General features: G+C 63.8%; 12 protein-coding genes. 10 read left to right on the forward strand and 2 right to left on the reverse strand.

Annotation, left to right across the window (positions count from 1 at the left end; translation table 11 throughout):
• Positions 1 to 513: 513 nt before the first annotated feature.
• On the reverse strand, positions 514 to 969 hold the full coding sequence (locus tag OKW37_RS26935; RefSeq protein ID WP_429402737.1) for a hypothetical protein: 456 nt from the start codon (positions 967 to 969) through the stop codon (positions 514 to 516).
• A 390-nt stretch (positions 970 to 1359) separates the two neighbouring features.
• Between OKW37_RS26935 and OKW37_RS26940 the strand changes: the two genes are divergently transcribed.
• From OKW37_RS26940 to OKW37_RS26950, 3 genes are all read left to right on the forward strand, one after another.
• Positions 1360 to 1785 (forward strand): phasin family protein, encoded by a 426-nt coding sequence (locus OKW37_RS26940; RefSeq protein ID WP_184063446.1) that lies wholly within the window; start codon positions 1360 to 1362, stop codon positions 1783 to 1785.
• A gap of 520 nt (positions 1786 to 2305) precedes the next feature.
• Complete coding sequence (locus tag OKW37_RS26945; protein WP_184063567.1) at positions 2306 to 2755, forward strand: DUF2844 domain-containing protein; 450 nt, start codon at positions 2306 to 2308, stop codon at positions 2753 to 2755.
• Positions 2756 to 2787: 32 nt separating this feature from the next.
• Complete coding sequence (locus OKW37_RS26950; RefSeq protein WP_429404296.1) at positions 2788 to 4071, forward strand: DUF3443 domain-containing protein; 1284 nt, start codon at positions 2788 to 2790, stop codon at positions 4069 to 4071.
• A 118-nt stretch (positions 4072 to 4189) separates the two neighbouring features.
• Here OKW37_RS26950 and OKW37_RS26955 read toward each other — a convergent pair whose 3' ends face one another.
• Complete coding sequence (locus tag OKW37_RS26955; protein WP_184046568.1) at positions 4190 to 5290, reverse strand: zinc-binding metallopeptidase family protein; 1101 nt, start codon at positions 5288 to 5290, stop codon at positions 4190 to 4192.
• A gap of 325 nt (positions 5291 to 5615) precedes the next feature.
• On the opposite strand from OKW37_RS26955, the gene OKW37_RS26960 reads away from it, so the two are divergent.
• The 7 genes from OKW37_RS26960 (at position 5616) to OKW37_RS26990 (ending at position 15164) form a co-directional block, all read left to right on the forward strand.
• Positions 5616 to 9101, forward strand: a complete 3486-nt coding sequence (locus OKW37_RS26960; RefSeq protein WP_429402738.1) for a DUF2126 domain-containing protein — start codon at positions 5616 to 5618, stop codon at positions 9099 to 9101.
• A gap of 29 nt (positions 9102 to 9130) precedes the next feature.
• Positions 9131 to 11761 (forward strand): circularly permuted type 2 ATP-grasp protein, encoded by a 2631-nt coding sequence (locus OKW37_RS26965; protein WP_429402739.1) that lies wholly within the window; start codon positions 9131 to 9133, stop codon positions 11759 to 11761.
• Positions 11758 to 12648, forward strand: a complete 891-nt coding sequence (locus OKW37_RS26970) for a transglutaminase family protein (RefSeq protein ID WP_429402740.1) — start codon at positions 11758 to 11760, stop codon at positions 12646 to 12648. The genes OKW37_RS26965 and OKW37_RS26970 overlap by 4 nt, the downstream gene beginning before the upstream one ends.
• Positions 12649 to 12831: 183 nt before the next feature.
• Positions 12832 to 13071 carry a hypothetical protein gene (locus OKW37_RS26975; protein WP_184063464.1) on the forward strand — a complete coding sequence of 80 codons (240 nt, stop codon included), beginning with the start codon at positions 12832 to 12834 and terminating at the stop codon, positions 13069 to 13071.
• 464 nt (positions 13072 to 13535) lie between these two features.
• Entirely contained in the window at positions 13536 to 13991 is a 456-nt protein-coding gene (locus OKW37_RS26980) for a hypothetical protein (RefSeq protein WP_429402741.1), read from the forward strand.
• 4 nt (positions 13992 to 13995) lie between these two features.
• Positions 13996 to 14673: a M35 family metallo-endopeptidase gene (locus OKW37_RS26985; protein ID WP_429353100.1), complete on the forward strand. Its 678-nt coding sequence runs from the start codon at positions 13996 to 13998 to the stop codon at positions 14671 to 14673.
• A complete protein-coding gene (locus OKW37_RS26990; RefSeq protein ID WP_429402742.1) occupies positions 14670 to 15164 on the forward strand; it encodes a hypothetical protein in 495 nt (164 codons plus the stop codon). Before OKW37_RS26985 ends, OKW37_RS26990 begins: the two co-directional genes overlap by 4 nt.
• Positions 15165 to 15471 lie beyond the last annotated feature (307 nt).

The raw sequence follows: 15471 nt of genomic DNA on the forward strand, positions 1-15471 counted from the left end.
GTGGGATCGTCGATCATCGGCGAAGGGATTCGCACGTGAAGCCTTTCGATCTCATGCGTCTGTGATTCGTCACGCACCGGCAGCGAACGAAGTATGAGTGAGCGGCTCGCCGAACTCCATTCAACAATTATTTCGAGCGATGTCACGGCGAGACGAAGAAGAGCGCGCGGACGTCGAGCCGCCGATCAGCTCAAAGCGAGCTTGACGATGCAGCACAGGACGAAAACTAGCAGGGCGGCGGCAATGGCCATGTCCATTGGATAGCGCATTCCTTCACCCTGCCCTGACGTTGCGGAGCTCCTATCGTAATCACCTGACGGAAGATGAAAAGCATCAGTGAAGCGCCAATGTGGGACAGGCAACGTAGTCCCGGAAAGCCGCGCGGGGCGGGGCTGCGGGAGCGCACGGACGAGATGCGGCGATGCAGCGGTCGCTCGATCGCGCTCGCATGCTCCGGCGCAAAGAAAAAGCGCCACGTGGCGCGGCGCTTTATTCGCAATTCGCGATGAGAATTTATTGCGGTTGTGCCGCTGGCTGACCCGGCGGCGTGCCATGCGGGGCCTTGTTCGCCGCCACGAGATCTTCGGCGAGACTCGTGCGTAGCGTCGCGATCGCCTGCTCGGGATTGGCGGGCTTCAGCTGCTCGCGCGCGAGCGAGTCGTACACGTAGTGACGCAGCATCGGATCCTGGGTCTTGTTCAGCACGTCGTGGTAGACGGCGACGATCTCGCCTTCATGACCGTTTAGCGCGTATAGACGGCGCAGTTGTTCGAGATCATTGATCACCGCGAAAGCTGGGCTCGGGTGACCCGTCATCGGACCATGCCCCGGCGGCCCGTCGCCGCGCGGGCCGCCGTCGCGCATAGCGGCGGGCGGGGGCGGCGGCGGCATGCCGTCGTCGGCGAGCGCGGCCGTCGCGATGATGCCAAGAACCGCGGCCACGGCCGCGCCGAAGAATGCGTTTCTCATGATGTCGCTCCCATCGAAAACAGCGCCGGCGCCACGATGGACCGGCTCCTCGCAACGATAGTCGACCCGCTGATTCGTCGGGTTACGAAAGCCATTCAGTAACTTTCCGAGCCTTTCGCGGCGCGCGGCCTAGCGGCGCGCGACGTAGCGGCGCGCGGTTCTGCGGCGCAGACCCCGAAGCGACGCACGTTGCCGTGAACCGGTTTTCGCCAGGGTGAGTCCGCTGGCGCAACCCAGCCGGATAGCGCATGATTGCTCCGATGTGCCGTGCGACCCCAAAAGCACCTTGCTGTGGCGGCACGCGCGGCACACGCAGCCGCCGGCATCGGCGTCGCGCCTGGTGCGGGCGACGCAGAGGCGATGAGTCTTCAACCGCAAGGAGGATTTCGCATGGACCGACCCGATGCAGCCAATCCGTTTGGCGATCTAACCAAAATGCTGGAGCAGTTCAAGCTCCCCGGCTTCGACGTGCCCGCCATCATGGAAGCGCGCCGAAAGGACATGGAAGCGCTGGTTCAGGCGAATCAGACAGCATTCCAGGGGATGCAGTCGCTCGCGCAGAAACAGGCCGACATGCTGCGCACCACGCTGGGCGAGCTACAGGCGCTGACTGCGCAGCTCACGGCGGCCGGCACCGCGCCGTCGAGCAAAACCGCGGAGCTGATCCAGCAGAGCCTGCACAAATCGCTCGCCGACATGCAACAGCTCGCACAAGCCGCGTATCAGACCCAGGCGGAGTCGTATGGGGTGATCGCGAAACGCGTCGAGGAGAACGTGCAGGAGTTGAAGTCGCTTCTTCAGCAACAGAAGAAGTAGCGCACGCCGCGAGTTCCGGACGATCTATGACGCGGAGGGCCGCCAGGCCCTCCGCTTTTTTTGCCCGTCGGGATTTGCGTTGCAAGCCTCATGTAGCCAGAGGAATGCGGACTCCGCCCGCTCGTTATTCGGCAGACGCTTACATCGATGAGCAAGCGCTGTTCACGTTCGCAACTTTTACGCGTGGCGGCCGCAATTTCCGCAGTCGGTCAGTTCTAAATGTCAGACGGAAACCGAATAAGCGTCAAAGCATTGTCGCCAAAAGGCTTTTGCCCACGCTGATCAAACCCGGTCGATCGATTCAACAACTCCGAACAGTTTCAATCGCGCCGCAAACGCTTGCCGCGCGCCATTCCCCTGACTAAAGTTTCGCCTCGTCTTTCCGTAGACGCATTCACGCAGCCAAACCGGCGTCAAGGCAACCGGCTTTGCCGGTCAGGTGTGCGCCCCTAGTCTCGCGTTTGTGATCGGCTACATGCAGGTCGCGGCGTTTCACCTCGAAGGAAATCTCTTGAAACCGATGCTTCTCACCCGCATTGCCTGCGCAATGCTCGGGGCAAGCTGCGCGTTGCCGTTCGGCGCGCACGCGACGCTCGGCCAGAACGCCAGCACCGTCGACGGCGATCGGACGCGCCTGCATGCGGTTGCTCGCGCGGCCAGCGCACAGGGCGCGTATTCGGTGTATGCGCTGACGCTGCCGTCCGGCACCGAGGTGCGCGAATACGTGGCGGCCAACGGCATCGTGTTCGGCGTCGCGTGGGATGGCCCGACGCTGCCCGATCTGAAGGCGATGCTCGGCGCGTCCTTCGATGCCTACGTCGCCGCCAGCGCGGCGCGGCGCGGCGCGCCGCTCGCGGTCTCGAACAGTGATCTCGTGGTGTTCTCGAGCGGCCATCTACGCGCGTTCACCGGCTACGCCTACCTGCCGCAGGCGGTGCCCGCGGGCGTCGACGTCAGCGTTATTCAATAACGGAGCGAATCATGCGATCCAGGTCTTCGTGGATGACTCTGCTGGGCGCGGCGCCCGTCGTGGTTCTGGCGCTGGTGTTGAGCGCGTGCGGCGGCGGCGGGGGCGGCAGCGCGAGCACCACGGCCAATTCGAGCACCTCCAGCAACTCGAACGGTTCGGGCAGCTCGACCAGCTCGTCGGGTTCGACCGTGACCAACACGTCGCCGTCGCCGCAGGTGCTGGCCGCCAACGCGGTGCGCGTGACGGTCGACTCGGGCCTCAGCAACGTGCCGAACATGCCGTTCGTCAGCATCACGATCTGCGCGCCCGGCACCAGCAACTGCCAGACGATCGATCACGTGCTCGTCGATACCGGCTCGTGGGGCGTGCGCGTGTTCGCGTCGCAATTGCCCGCGTCGATGAGCCTGCCGCAGCAGCAGGACGGCTCGGGCAACCTGGTTGCCGAATGCATGCAGTTCTTCGACGGCTACACGTGGGGCGCGGTGAAGCTCGCCGATGTGCAGATCGCCGGCGAGAAAGCCGCTGCGCTGCCGATCCAGGTGATCGATCCGGGCTACGCGTCGCTGCCGGGCGATTGCGCGGCCGTCGGCGCGGCGCGCAACACGCCGGCCGCCTTGCAGGCGAACGGCATTCTCGGCATCGGCGTGTTCAAGCACGACTGCGGCGCGAACTGCGTGCAGCAGGCGATCCCCGCGACCTACTATGGTTGCGGCGGCACCAGCTGCACGTCGATACCGCTCGCGCAGACGTACCAGGTCGCCAATCCGGTGCCGTACTTCGCGACCGACAACAACGGCTCGATGCTCAGTCTGCCGACCGTGTCGGGCGGCGCGCCATCGGTGTCGGGGCAACTCGTGTTCGGCATCGGCACGCAGAGCAACAATGGGCTCGGCGGGGCGCAGGTGGTCGGTGTGAGCCCGTCGAACGGCACGTTCACGACGGTGCAGAACGGCACCACGTATACGCGCAGCATTATGGACAGCGGCTCGACGGGACTCTTCTTCCAGACCACCTTGATGCCGGCCTGCGCGAGCCCAAACAGCGCTTATTACTGCCCGAGCTCGACGCAGCAGTTGAGCGCGATGATCGAAGGCGTGAATGGCACGACGAGCGCGGTGACGTTCAACGTCGGCAATGCGATGTCGATCACGCAGACTGATAGCGGCGACTCGGCATTGCCGCTGCTCGCGGGCCCGGCATTCGTCACGTCGACGGTGTTCGACTGGGGGCTGCCGTTCTTCTACGGTCGCAATGTCTATGCGGCGATCGAGCAGCAGTCGACGCCGGGTGGGACGGGGCCTTATGTGGCGTACTGAAGTGGCGTACCGAAGTCGCGTATTGCAGTGGCGAGCCGAGCGCGTGTAGCCGGTTGCTCGCGGCTCGATGATGAGCGTCATAAGCGCCCGCTGCCGGCTGGTCCGGCGGCGGGCTTTTTTATGCGCTTGTTGGCTCGCGGTCGCCCCGCTTGTCGCGCTTGTCACCCGCTGCCGCGATCACGCGATGCACGAAGCGCAGCTTGTCGACCACCGGCGCGGCGAGCGTGAACGGATAGCCGTCGGGCATGCCGAGACTGCGATTCAGACTGTTCAGCGCATACGTGAGCGGAAACCAGCGCTTCATCAGATTGCCGAAGCTCGCGTCCTCGACCGGCGTGCGGTCGGTCAGCGTCGGCTCGCTCGGATCGTCGGGCAGCAGCGCGAGGCCGTAAGACGTCGACGTGTCGAGCACGTCGACGATCAGCAGATAGTGCGCCCATGTCTCCGCCCAGTCTTCCCACGGATGCATCGTCGCGTAAGCGCTGATGTACGACGCCTGCCAGTCGGCCGGCGCGCCGTCGCGATAGTAGGCGTCCAGCGCTTCGCCGTAGTCGGCCTGCTCGTCGCCGAACAGCTTGCGAAACGGTTCGAGCCAGCGCGGCTCGGTTTCGATCAGGTGGCGGAAAAAGTAGTGGCCCGTCTCGTGGCGGAAGTGGCCGAGCAGCGTGCGGTACGGCTCGCCCATCGCGGTGCGCACTTTCTCGCGATGCGCGTCGTCGGCCTCGGCGATGTTCAGCGTGATCAGCCCGTTGTCGTGACCGGTCATCACGGGCTTGCCGGCGCCGCCGTCGGCGAGAAATTCGAAGGCGAGACCGCGCTCGGGGTCCGCGTCGCGCGATCGCACGTCGAGGCCAAGCTCGCCCAGCGTGTACAGCAGACGCCGCTTCGCGACTTCGAGCCGGTACCAGTAGAGCCGGTTCTCCGGTTCGCTCAGGTTCGGAATCGTGCTGGTCAACTGGCAGGCGTGGCACAGCGTGTCGGGCGAATCGGCTGGGATCATCCAGTTGCAGACGTTTTCGACCGCGTAGTTGTGGCATTGTCGGAACAGCGCGCCATTCGCCTCGGGATGCAGGCTGCGCCAGCGGCCGTCGCCGGCGTCCCCGAACGCGCTGATTTCCCGCAGTTCAGGCAGATAGCCGAGCAGCGACTCGCAGCGCTCGCAGCGGACGTTCTCGTAGAACACGAGGTGCGCGCAGCGATTGCAGTGGAAGGTTTTCATCGGGCGGGCCTCGTGATCGGTGCTATGTCGTTTGCGATGATGAGCCATGGTAAGCGGCATCATCAACGCGATAGCGGACGAAAGCCGGTCGCAATCTTCATGCCGCGATTGCCAGACGTCACCGCTTTAACGCACAGTACGGTCATGATCGTGCATCGGCGCTGCGCCGCTTTGGTGCACGGTCCGAGGCGAGCCCGCGGCAGCGCGCGAGGTACGCAACGCAAACGCAGTTCAGACAAGACCAAACGATTCATACGGGTTTGTCCAGCAACGGCATAGAGCTTGCTTTTTTGGCGGGCTGCCCCCCTTCGTCGAGGAGTCCGGAGTGTCCATACGCGTCGCGTTGCATCACGTTACTCATTACCGCTACGACAGGCTGGTCACGCTGTCACCCCAGGTCGTGCGGCTGCGGCCCGCGCCGCATTGTCGTACGCCGATCCTGTCGTACTCGATGCGCGTCGAACCCGCGAGGCACTTCATCAACTGGCAGCAGGACGCGTTCGCCAACTATCAGGCGCGGCTCGTGTTTCCCGAGCAGACCCGTGAGTTCAAGGTGAGCGTCGATCTGGTCGCCGAAATGGCCGTCTACAACCCGTTCGACTTCTTTCTCGAACCATCGGCCGAGCAAGTTCCATTCGACTACGCGCCGGAGCTGGCGGCCGAACTCGCGCCCTACCGCGTGAAGCGGCCGATGACGCCGCGCTTCGCCGGGTTCGTCGCGAGCATCGACCGCACGCCGGCCGGTACCGCGAACTTCCTGGTGGCGCTGAACCAGCGGCTGCAACGCGAGATCCGCTACCTGATCCGGATGGAGCCGGGCGTGCAGACGCCGGAGGAAACCTTGACCAATGCGGCGGGCTCGTGCCGCGATTCGGGCTGGCTGCTCGTCGAGACGCTGCGGCAGCTCGGCTTCGCGGCGCGCTTCGTGTCGGGCTATCTGCTGCAGCTCGCGCCCGACCTCAGATCGATCGACGGCCCGAGCGGCACCGAGGTCGACTTCACCGACCTCCACGCGTGGTGCGAGGTCTATCTGCCAGGGGCGGGCTGGATCGGGCTCGATCCGACCTCGGGGCTGCTCGCGGGGGAAGGGCACATACCGGTCGCGTGCACGCCGGAGCCGGGCAGCGCGGCGCCGATCTCGGGTGCGGTCGACGAAAGCGAGGTCGAGTTCGGACACACGATGTCGATCGAACGCGTGCTCGAGTCGCCGCGCGTCACGAAGCCGTATAGCGAAGCCGCGTGGCACGACGTGCTGAAGATGGGCGCGCGGGTCGACTACGAACTCGCCGACATGGACGTGCGACTGACGATGGGCGGCGAGCCGACCTTCGTATCGGTGCGCGATCGCGACGCCGCCGAATGGAACACCGACGCGCTGGGACCCACCAAGCGCGGCTACGCGGTCGCGCTGGTGGACCGGCTGCGCGACCGCTACGGCGCGAACGGCTTCCTGCATATCGGCCAGGGCAAGTGGTATCCGGGCGAGCAACTGCCGCGCTGGGCGATGTCGCTGTACTGGCGCGCCGACGGCGAGCCGTGCTGGCGCAACCCGGCCCTGTTCGCCGACGAACGCGAGCCGGGCCGCTACACGGCCGCCGACGCGCAACGCTTCATCGCGCATCTGGCCGCGAAGCTGTCGCTCGACCCCGACTGCATCCAGCCCGGCTACGAAGACACCTGGTACTACCTGTGGCGCGAGCGCCGCCTGCCGGTGAACGTCGATCCGTTCGACGCGCGTCTGGACGACGAGCTCGAACGCGTGCGACTGCGGCGCGTGTTCGACGCGGGGCTCGCGAGTCCGTCAGGCTACGTGCTGCCGCTCGGCCGCGAGCGCGGCGCGCCGGGCATCACGCCGACGTGGATCACGGGCCGCTGGTTCTTCCGTGACGACCGCATGTATCTGATTCCCGGCGATTCGCCGATGGGCTACCGGCTGCCGCTCGAATCGCTGCCGTGGGTGTCGAAGACCGACTATCCGTATCAGCACGCGCACGATCCGTTCGCACCGCCGCAGCCGCTGCGCACGGCCGCGCAGTTGCGCGTGCAGTACGAAGGCGGGCGCGCGGGCCGGCAGATCACCGAGGAACAGACGAGCGCGCGGCAGGCGGCCGCGCTGTCGCTGCCGGCGGCCGATCTGCTGAGCGGCATGCCGCACGGCGGCGTGCTCGCGTATGCGCCGCAGCGCCACGACGAATCGCTGCCCGCGCTTGGCGAATCGTCGAAGGACACGCTGCGCACCGCGGTGTGCGTCGAGGCGCGCGACCCGAAACGCGCGGCCGGCCCGGAAGCCGAAGCCGATTCGTTCGGCAGCGGCCGTACGCTGCTGCACGTATTCATGCCGCCGCTGACCGATCTCGACGACTATCTCGACCTGCTCGCCGCAGTCGAAGCGACCGCCGCGGAGCTGAAGATGCAGATCGTGCTCGAAGGCTATCCGCCGCCGCGCGATCCGCGTCTGAAAGTGCTGCAGGTGACACCGGACCCCGGCGTGATCGAAGTCAACATCCATCCGGCCGCGAACTGGGACGAGCTCGTCGATCACACCGAGTACCTTTATCAGTCGGCCGCGCACAGCTATCTGAGCAGCGAGAAGTTCATGCTCGACGGGCGCCACACTGGCACCGGCGGCGGCAATCACTTCGTGCTCGGCGGCGCTACGCCGGCCGACAGCCCGTTCCTGCGCCGGCCCGATCTGCTCGCGAGCCTGATCGCGTACTGGCACAACCATCCGTCGCTGTCGTATCTATTCTCGGGGCTGTTCATCGGACCGACGAGCCAGGCACCGCGCGTCGACGAAGCGCGCAACGATCAGGTCTACGAACTCGAGATCGCGTTCTCCGAACTGCAACGCCAGGTCGATCTGCTCGGCGGCCGCGACAGCGGCAACCTGCCGCCGTGGATGATCGACCGCGCGCTGCGCAACATCCTGATCGACGTGACCGGCAACACGCACCGCGCCGAGTTCTGCATCGACAAGCTGTATTCGCCCGACGGCCCGACCGGCCGCCTCGGCCTGCTGGAGCTGCGCGGCTTCGAGATGCCGCCGCACGCGCGCATGAGTCTCGTGCAGCAACTGCTGCTGCGCGCACTGGTCGCGCGATTCTGGCGCATGCCGTACACGCAGCGGCTCACCCGCTGGGGCACCGAGTTGCACGATCGCTTCCTGCTCGGCACCTTCGTGAAGATAGATTTCGACGACGTGCTCGCCGAGCTCGGCGAAGCCGGCTTCGCCTTCGATAGCGCGTGGTTCGCGCCGCACTTCGAATTCCGCTTCCCGCTCGTCGGCGAGATGACGCTGAGCGGCATCGACCTGACGATCCGCAATGCGCTCGAACCATGGCACGTGATGGGCGAGGAGGGCGCCAGCGGCGGCACGGTGCGCTATGTCGATTCGTCGGTCGAGCGGCTCGAGGTGCGCGCGCTCGGGTTGAACGGCGATCGTCACGTGCTGAGCGTCAACGGCGTGCCGGTGCCTTTGCAGCCGACCGGCCGCGTCAGCGAGTACGTGGCCGGCGTGCGTTTTCGCGCGTGGTCGCAGCCCTCGGCGCTGCATCCGACGATCGGCGTACACGCGCCGCTCACGTTCGACCTCGTCGACACATGGAGCGGCCGCTCGCTCGGCGGATGCCAGTATCATGTCGCTCATCCGGGCGGGCGCACCTATCAGACCTTCCCGGTCAACGCCTACGAGGCGGAAAGCCGGCGACGCTCGCGTTTCTTCGCGTCGGGTCATACGCCGGGGCCGCTCGCCGTGGGCACGCCGCAGCGCAGCCTCGAGTTTCCGTTCACACTCGATCTGCGCCACAGTTGAAAAACACGCATCACTGACATCACACGACCTTGGCCTTTCAATCGACTTTGCCCTTCGAGGCGTCCGCGCTGCCGGCGGACGCTTCGTCCCTGTTGCGATTGCTGCCGGGTCATGACGGACATTGGGACGAGCTGCGTGACGAGTCGGGCGCGCTGCGCGAGCCGTGGCGGCAGTTCTTCGCACTGCTCGACGAAGACGGCGTGGCGCGGCTCGCGGACCATCACGCGTCGATCGCGCAGCAGATCCGCGACAACGACATCAGCTACAACGTCTACGCGGACAACGGCAAGTCACGGCCATGGGCGCTCGACCTCCTGCCGTTCCTGATCAGCGAGGCCGAGTGGGCGCACCTCGAGCGCGGCGTCGCGCAGCGCGCGCATCTGCTCAACGCGATCGTTGCCGACATCTACGGACCGCGGACGCTGCTCGAAGATGGCCGACTGCCGCCCGCGCTGGTGTTCGGCCATCCGGGCTATCTGCGTTCGGTGAAGGGCTTCACGCCGCCCGGCGGTCAGTATCTGCAGGTCGTCGCGCTCGATCTCGCGCGTACGCCGGGCGGCGAGTGGAGCGTGATCGCGCATCGCACCGAGGCGCCGTCCGGCCTCGGCTACGCGCTCGAAAACCGCCTGATCGTCTCGACGCTCCTCGCGGAGCCGTTCCGCTCGCTGCGCGTGAGCCGGCTCGCGCCGCTCTATTCGCAACTGATCGCGACGCTCGTGCAGGCCGCGCAAGCGACGATGCGCAACGAGGAAAGCGCCGACGCGTCACCGCATATCGCGCTGCTCACGCCTGGGCCGTACAGCGAAACCTATTTCGAGCATGTGTTTCTGGCGCGCTATCTCGGCGTCACGCTGGTCGAAGGCAAGGATCTGACCGTGCGCGGCGACCGGCTCTATCTGAAGACCCTGGCCGGCCTCGAACGCGTGCACGTCGTGCTGCGCCGTCTCGACGACGCATTCTGCGACCCGATCGAACTGCGCGCCGATTCGACGATCGGCGTGCCGGGGCTGTTGCAGGTGATGCGCGCAGGCAATGTGATCGTGTCGAACGTGCCGGGCTCGGGGTTCGCCGAGTCGCCGGCGTTGCACGGTTTCATGCCGGGTATCGCCGAAGCGTTGCTCGGCGAAGAGCTGCTGCTGCCCGGCGTGCCGACCTGGTGGTGCGGCGAACGGGCCGCGCGCGAGCATGCGTTCGCGCATCTCGACGACGCGTTCATCGTGCCGACCTGGCCGCTCGCGGGACGCGACACGCCGCCCGGCATCGAAGGGGGCAGGCAGCCGCTCGCGACATGGCGCGAGCGCATCGACGCGTTGCCCGACGCGTTCACGATCCAGCAGGAGCAGCGCTTTTCCTGCACGCCGCGCTTCGAGGAGGGCACGATCGGCGGAAGGCCGTCGGTGCTGCGCGTCTATGCGATCGCCGACGTCAACGGCGGCTGGCACGTGATGCCGGGCGGTTTCACGCGCATGGCCGCGGAGCGTCAGACCACGGTATCGATGCAGCACGGCGGCAGCAGCGTCGATACCTGGGTGCTGTCGAGCCAGCCAAGCTCGACGTTCACGCTGCTGCCTTCGCCGATGCAGCCCGCCGATCTCACGCGCAAGCATCGTACGGTATCGAGCCGTGCCGCGGAGAACCTGTTCTGGGCGGGCCGCTACGGCGAGCGGGCGGAAAACAACGTGCGTCTGCTGCGGCTGATTCTCGGCTCGCTCGAAGGCAACGACGCCGATTCGATGTTCGCGACGCTGGTCGAACTCGCGACATGGTGCGGCCTCGTGCAGCCTGGCGACCTGGCGTCGCCGCACGGGCTGCCGTCGCCGCAGACGTTCGAGCGCGCGCTCGTCGCGAATCTCAGCGAGAGCGCGGGCAGCGTCAGCATCAGCCAGAACCTCAATTGCCAGGCGCGCGCGAACGGCGAGGTGCGCGGGCGTTTGTCGAATGATCATTGGCGCATGATCCTCGCGGCGCGCAACGACTTTCAGGACGCGTTGCAGGTGTTGTCGCCAGCCGTGGGCGCGGGCAACGGCGGCGCGGGTGCCACGAGCAGCGGCAATGCGTTCGATCGCTACGACCGCGTGACGCTCGCGAATGCGCTCGAGCATCTGTCGGTGCAGCTCTCGGCGATCAGCGGCGCGCAAGGCGACCGCATGACGCGTGATGAGGCGTGGCGGCTGCTGTTCGTCGGACGTCATATCGAGCGCGTCGCGACGATGGCCGCGTTCATGCGCGGCGTCGCCGTGAACGGCCAACTCGCGACGCCGGCCGGCTTCGATCTGCTGCTGCAAATGTTCGACAGCACGCTCACGTATCGCTCGCTGTATCCGGGACGTTTCGAAGTACCGGCGCTGCTCGATCTGCTCGTGATCGAACCGCATAATCCGCGCGGCATTTATGGCGTGTACGAGCGCCTGCGCAACAAACTCGACGAGATCGCCATCGCGGCGGGCAGCGTGCGGCATCGGCCGTTCGCGGAGCTGCTGCCGCCCGTCGAATCGCTGCCGACGCTCGAATCGCTGTGCGAGGTCGACGAACAGGGCTCGTATGGCAAGCTGATTGCGCTGTGCGATCAGATCGGCAGCTTCGCCAATGCGGCCGCGCATGAGATCAGCGCGCGCTATTTCAGTCACGCGACCACGGTTGCCTCGCAGGTGTGGGCATGAAGAACGCGTCGACGGTGCTGTCTGTTTCGCATCGCACTGTTTACCATTACTCGACGTATGTCGAAACCGCGCAGCATCTGGCGACGATCCGGCCGCTCGCGTGTCCGTGGCAGCGTGTGATCTCACGCAGCGAGCGGATCGAGCCGCAGCCGTCGTATCAGCATAGCCGCATCGACGCATTCGGCAACGACGTGCTGTACTTCGCGCTCGATACACCGCACGAGCGCCTGCAACTCGTCAGCGAAACCACGGTCGCGCTGACGCCGCGCTGGGCCAACCTCGACGCCGAGGCCACCCCGCCCTGGGAGACGGTGGCCGAGGCGCTGCGGTTTCGCGTGGGCGGCGCGTTCCGTGCCGAGGCGGAGTACTGCTTCGCTTCGCCGAATATTGCGCTGCGGCCGTCGCTGCGCGCGTATGCGTTGCCGAGCTTCACGCCCGGCCGGCCGCTCGTCGCGGGCGCGATCGATCTGATGCATCGGATTCACGAAGACTTCGCGTACAAGCCGTCGGCGACGCTGTTCGACACGCCGGCCGAACGCGCGTTTGAGCTGAAGAGCGGCGTGTGTCAGGATTTCGCGCAAGTGATGATCGGCTGTCTGCGCTCGCTTGGCTTGCCCGCCCGCTACGTCAGCGGCTATCTGCGCAACGATCCGCCGCCGGGACACCCGCGCCTGATTGGCGCGGATGCTTCGCACGCTTGGGTATCGGTGCATTGTCCGGCCAGCGGCTGGATCGATCTCGATCCGACCAATGACGTGCTCGCCGATCTGGATCATGTGACGCTCGCGATCGGGCGCGATTACAGCGACGTGTCACTGCTTCGCGGGACGATTCTTGGCGGCGGCGCGCATCGGATGGAAGTCGGGGTGACGGTGCTGGAGTTGTGATTGCGGGCGCGGTTCGGTGCCGGTATTGGACCGAGGTCGGCCAACTATTCGCCCCGCAACTCATTGTCGAGCAGAACGCGAATAAAGCCGAATCGCGTTGACTATCTGTGGCCCGGAACGCTGATCGACCAGCTACGACTATTGGCCTTCTCGCGCAATTCAGGCTCCGCTAGAAGTCCTGCTGTGACTGTCGAGGAAAGACACGAACGCCGCAACCTGCTGGAGTTCATGATCCAGATCGGCGAGAACTACCACGCGACCAATCGCACCGATCAGGAACTGTTCACCGTGCTTGCGCTCGACGCCAAGCGGCTTCCTAACCGCCAACTGACACCGGCGGACGCGGCAGCGCTTCTCGCTGACCCTGCGCAGGGCGCGAACGGGAAACTGGCGGCTATGGACGCTTCATGGGCAAAGCACTGACCGGCGTCGGTCACTTACGGTAAAAGCGGCTCAATGCCACTTTTTTTGTTGGACGGTGATATTGGAAAACTGCACCTGAAAATGAGATGGCCAGAGCAATTGTGAATATCTGTCAAAACCGGATTATATCGAATTAAAGTCATTGACGGTGACCCGTTTAAATGGTTTATTCGATAGATGTTTTTCTGGAAAACAGAAGAGGTCTAGTGGGAAAACTGAAACAGGATGGTGCCGTGGGCAAGGAAGAATGCCTGCTTTGCCGTATCACCTATTTAGTCTACTTAAACTTCACGCCAATACCGTCTGCAATGGGTCTGAATGTCGAATCCGGCGAATTTTTCCCGCGGGATAGGCTTCAGTTGTATTCGATCTGAACCATAACGCGGAGGGTAACTGATGGTGCTCTTACGCGTGCTCAATGGTCTGATGGTCTGAGAGCGCGAATTAACCTATGGGAGGGTCCAATGTATGAAAGGATGCGCTCCGCAGAGGCGATCATTGCAGAAATGAAGGCTCGCTTTGCGGATATGTTCGAGGGATCAGATAACCGGGAATGTCTTGATTGCCGTATTACATTCAAGATATACAAAGAGTGGCCTGATATGCCTCGTGCAATGACGACGAATCCTAAATCCGGGGAGCGGATTCCGTTTAATGCGATCAGGGCTCTCCCATCCGGTTACGACATGAGGCAGGCGTTAGGGCAAGGCGAGGGGTGCCTCTGTCGCAATCGACCTGCAGGCCCGTTCGATGAACGGTTCACGATCAGGGATTACAACGGCAACCCTGTACCAGATGTGCGATACCGGATTCTCGCCGAAGGCAAAGAAATCTGTAGCGGCAAGACAAACGCAGCCGGGCAGACTTCTCGCGTTACAACGCAGGGTTTCAAGTTTCTTACGATTGAAGTGGAGCGTTAGCAAAGTGAACGACAACACCGAATGGGTAACACTCGATGACACTGCTTTTACAAACACGACTCCTGGTTCAAATAGGGACGTCACGATCAACACGACCTCTATCTGCCCGAACATGACCAACAAGGAGTTTCGCAGACAGGCTATGCGGGCACGCGATATCGGCGTCGAGTTAATCAAAAAACGCATTGAGGGCCTTGCACGTTGGGACACGAAAGAGCAGGACCGGCTGACGAACTTCTTTGCAAGTGCGGACGTACATGCAAAGAGGGTACTTAGCGAAGGGCTTCCGAGATTGCTTGCAGCGATGCAGCAACTTGAGCCAGAAAGGATTGTGCGATGGGACAGTGAAACAAACAGGCACCTGTCGTGTGCGGTCACGCCGGATTCGGGCGTCAATCACGCCGCAGTCTGCAAACCAGATTCGGAAAAACGGGTTATCGCTATTTACTCGAAGTTTTGTGAAAGTCCATTTGCCCAGTTGTGGGGAATATGCAAGGTCAAGACGATAATCCACGAATGTACGCACTTCACAGACACTTTTAATTCGCAAGACCACATGTATCTCGACAGCGAAGCGGGGGCGATGATCTTCGCGAGAAATAAGCCTCATCAGGCGATTGGCAACGCGGACAGCATCGCTGGCTACATAGCGACATTCGATGGAGTAAATATCGCACCATGAGTAGACAACTGATTTTGCGCGGTGGCCTTCTCGCGGCATTGCTTGCCGTGTGGTTTTGCTTGGGACGCCCGGTTATTGCTTGTACTATCGGAGAGGTAGCGGCTATTGAGTTGCCATTCAACACGGTTGAACTTTCAAAGGAAAATCGGCGCGCAATCGCAGAGGCGGTGGAAGAGGCAAAGAAGTGGCCTGACGTGCAGATTCAGGCGATTGTGATGGCCGGAGCATATATTGGCGAGCACGATCTTGACGTTTTGCAGGAGCGCCGCGGGGCAAACGTGCAAGCGTATTTGAGGAAGCTCGGTATCAGAAGTGAGAATATCTATATCGTGCCGAAAACTCTTACGGATGGGTTCGTGGTGAAGCGGGCTGACGATGAACTAGCTGTCCGCCAGATCGAAGTTGAGTTGCATCCGATCTGTAAAGGTAGCTGCGCATGGATGTGCAACGATCCAAGAGTGACCCCACGCACCAAGGTTATCAACCCGTAAGCACACGAATAGGGCCCGGCCTCGGCGGGGCCTTTTCATTCCAGCGTGAAACAGAATCACAGATCGCGCGCCGAGGCATGCAGCGGCCGGGCACCACCACGACCGAGCATAGGCGATATCACCGATGAACTCGATGCCGGTCAGCACGAAGCCGTTAGGACCCATCCAGCTCAGTTCAACATCGTGCAGCGGCGGCAGCGGTTGCGCATCTGCCGAGCCGGATTGCTGGAAGCTCGCCACCTTGCTGGTGCGCTTGTATTGCGCGGGCTGTTCGTGATTGATGGTTACGTCGCCGATCACCGGCTCG

Source organism: Paraburkholderia sp. MM5482-R2 (assembly GCF_050436125.1).
GTDB classification, from domain to species: domain Bacteria; phylum Pseudomonadota; class Gammaproteobacteria; order Burkholderiales; family Burkholderiaceae; genus Paraburkholderia; species Paraburkholderia tuberum.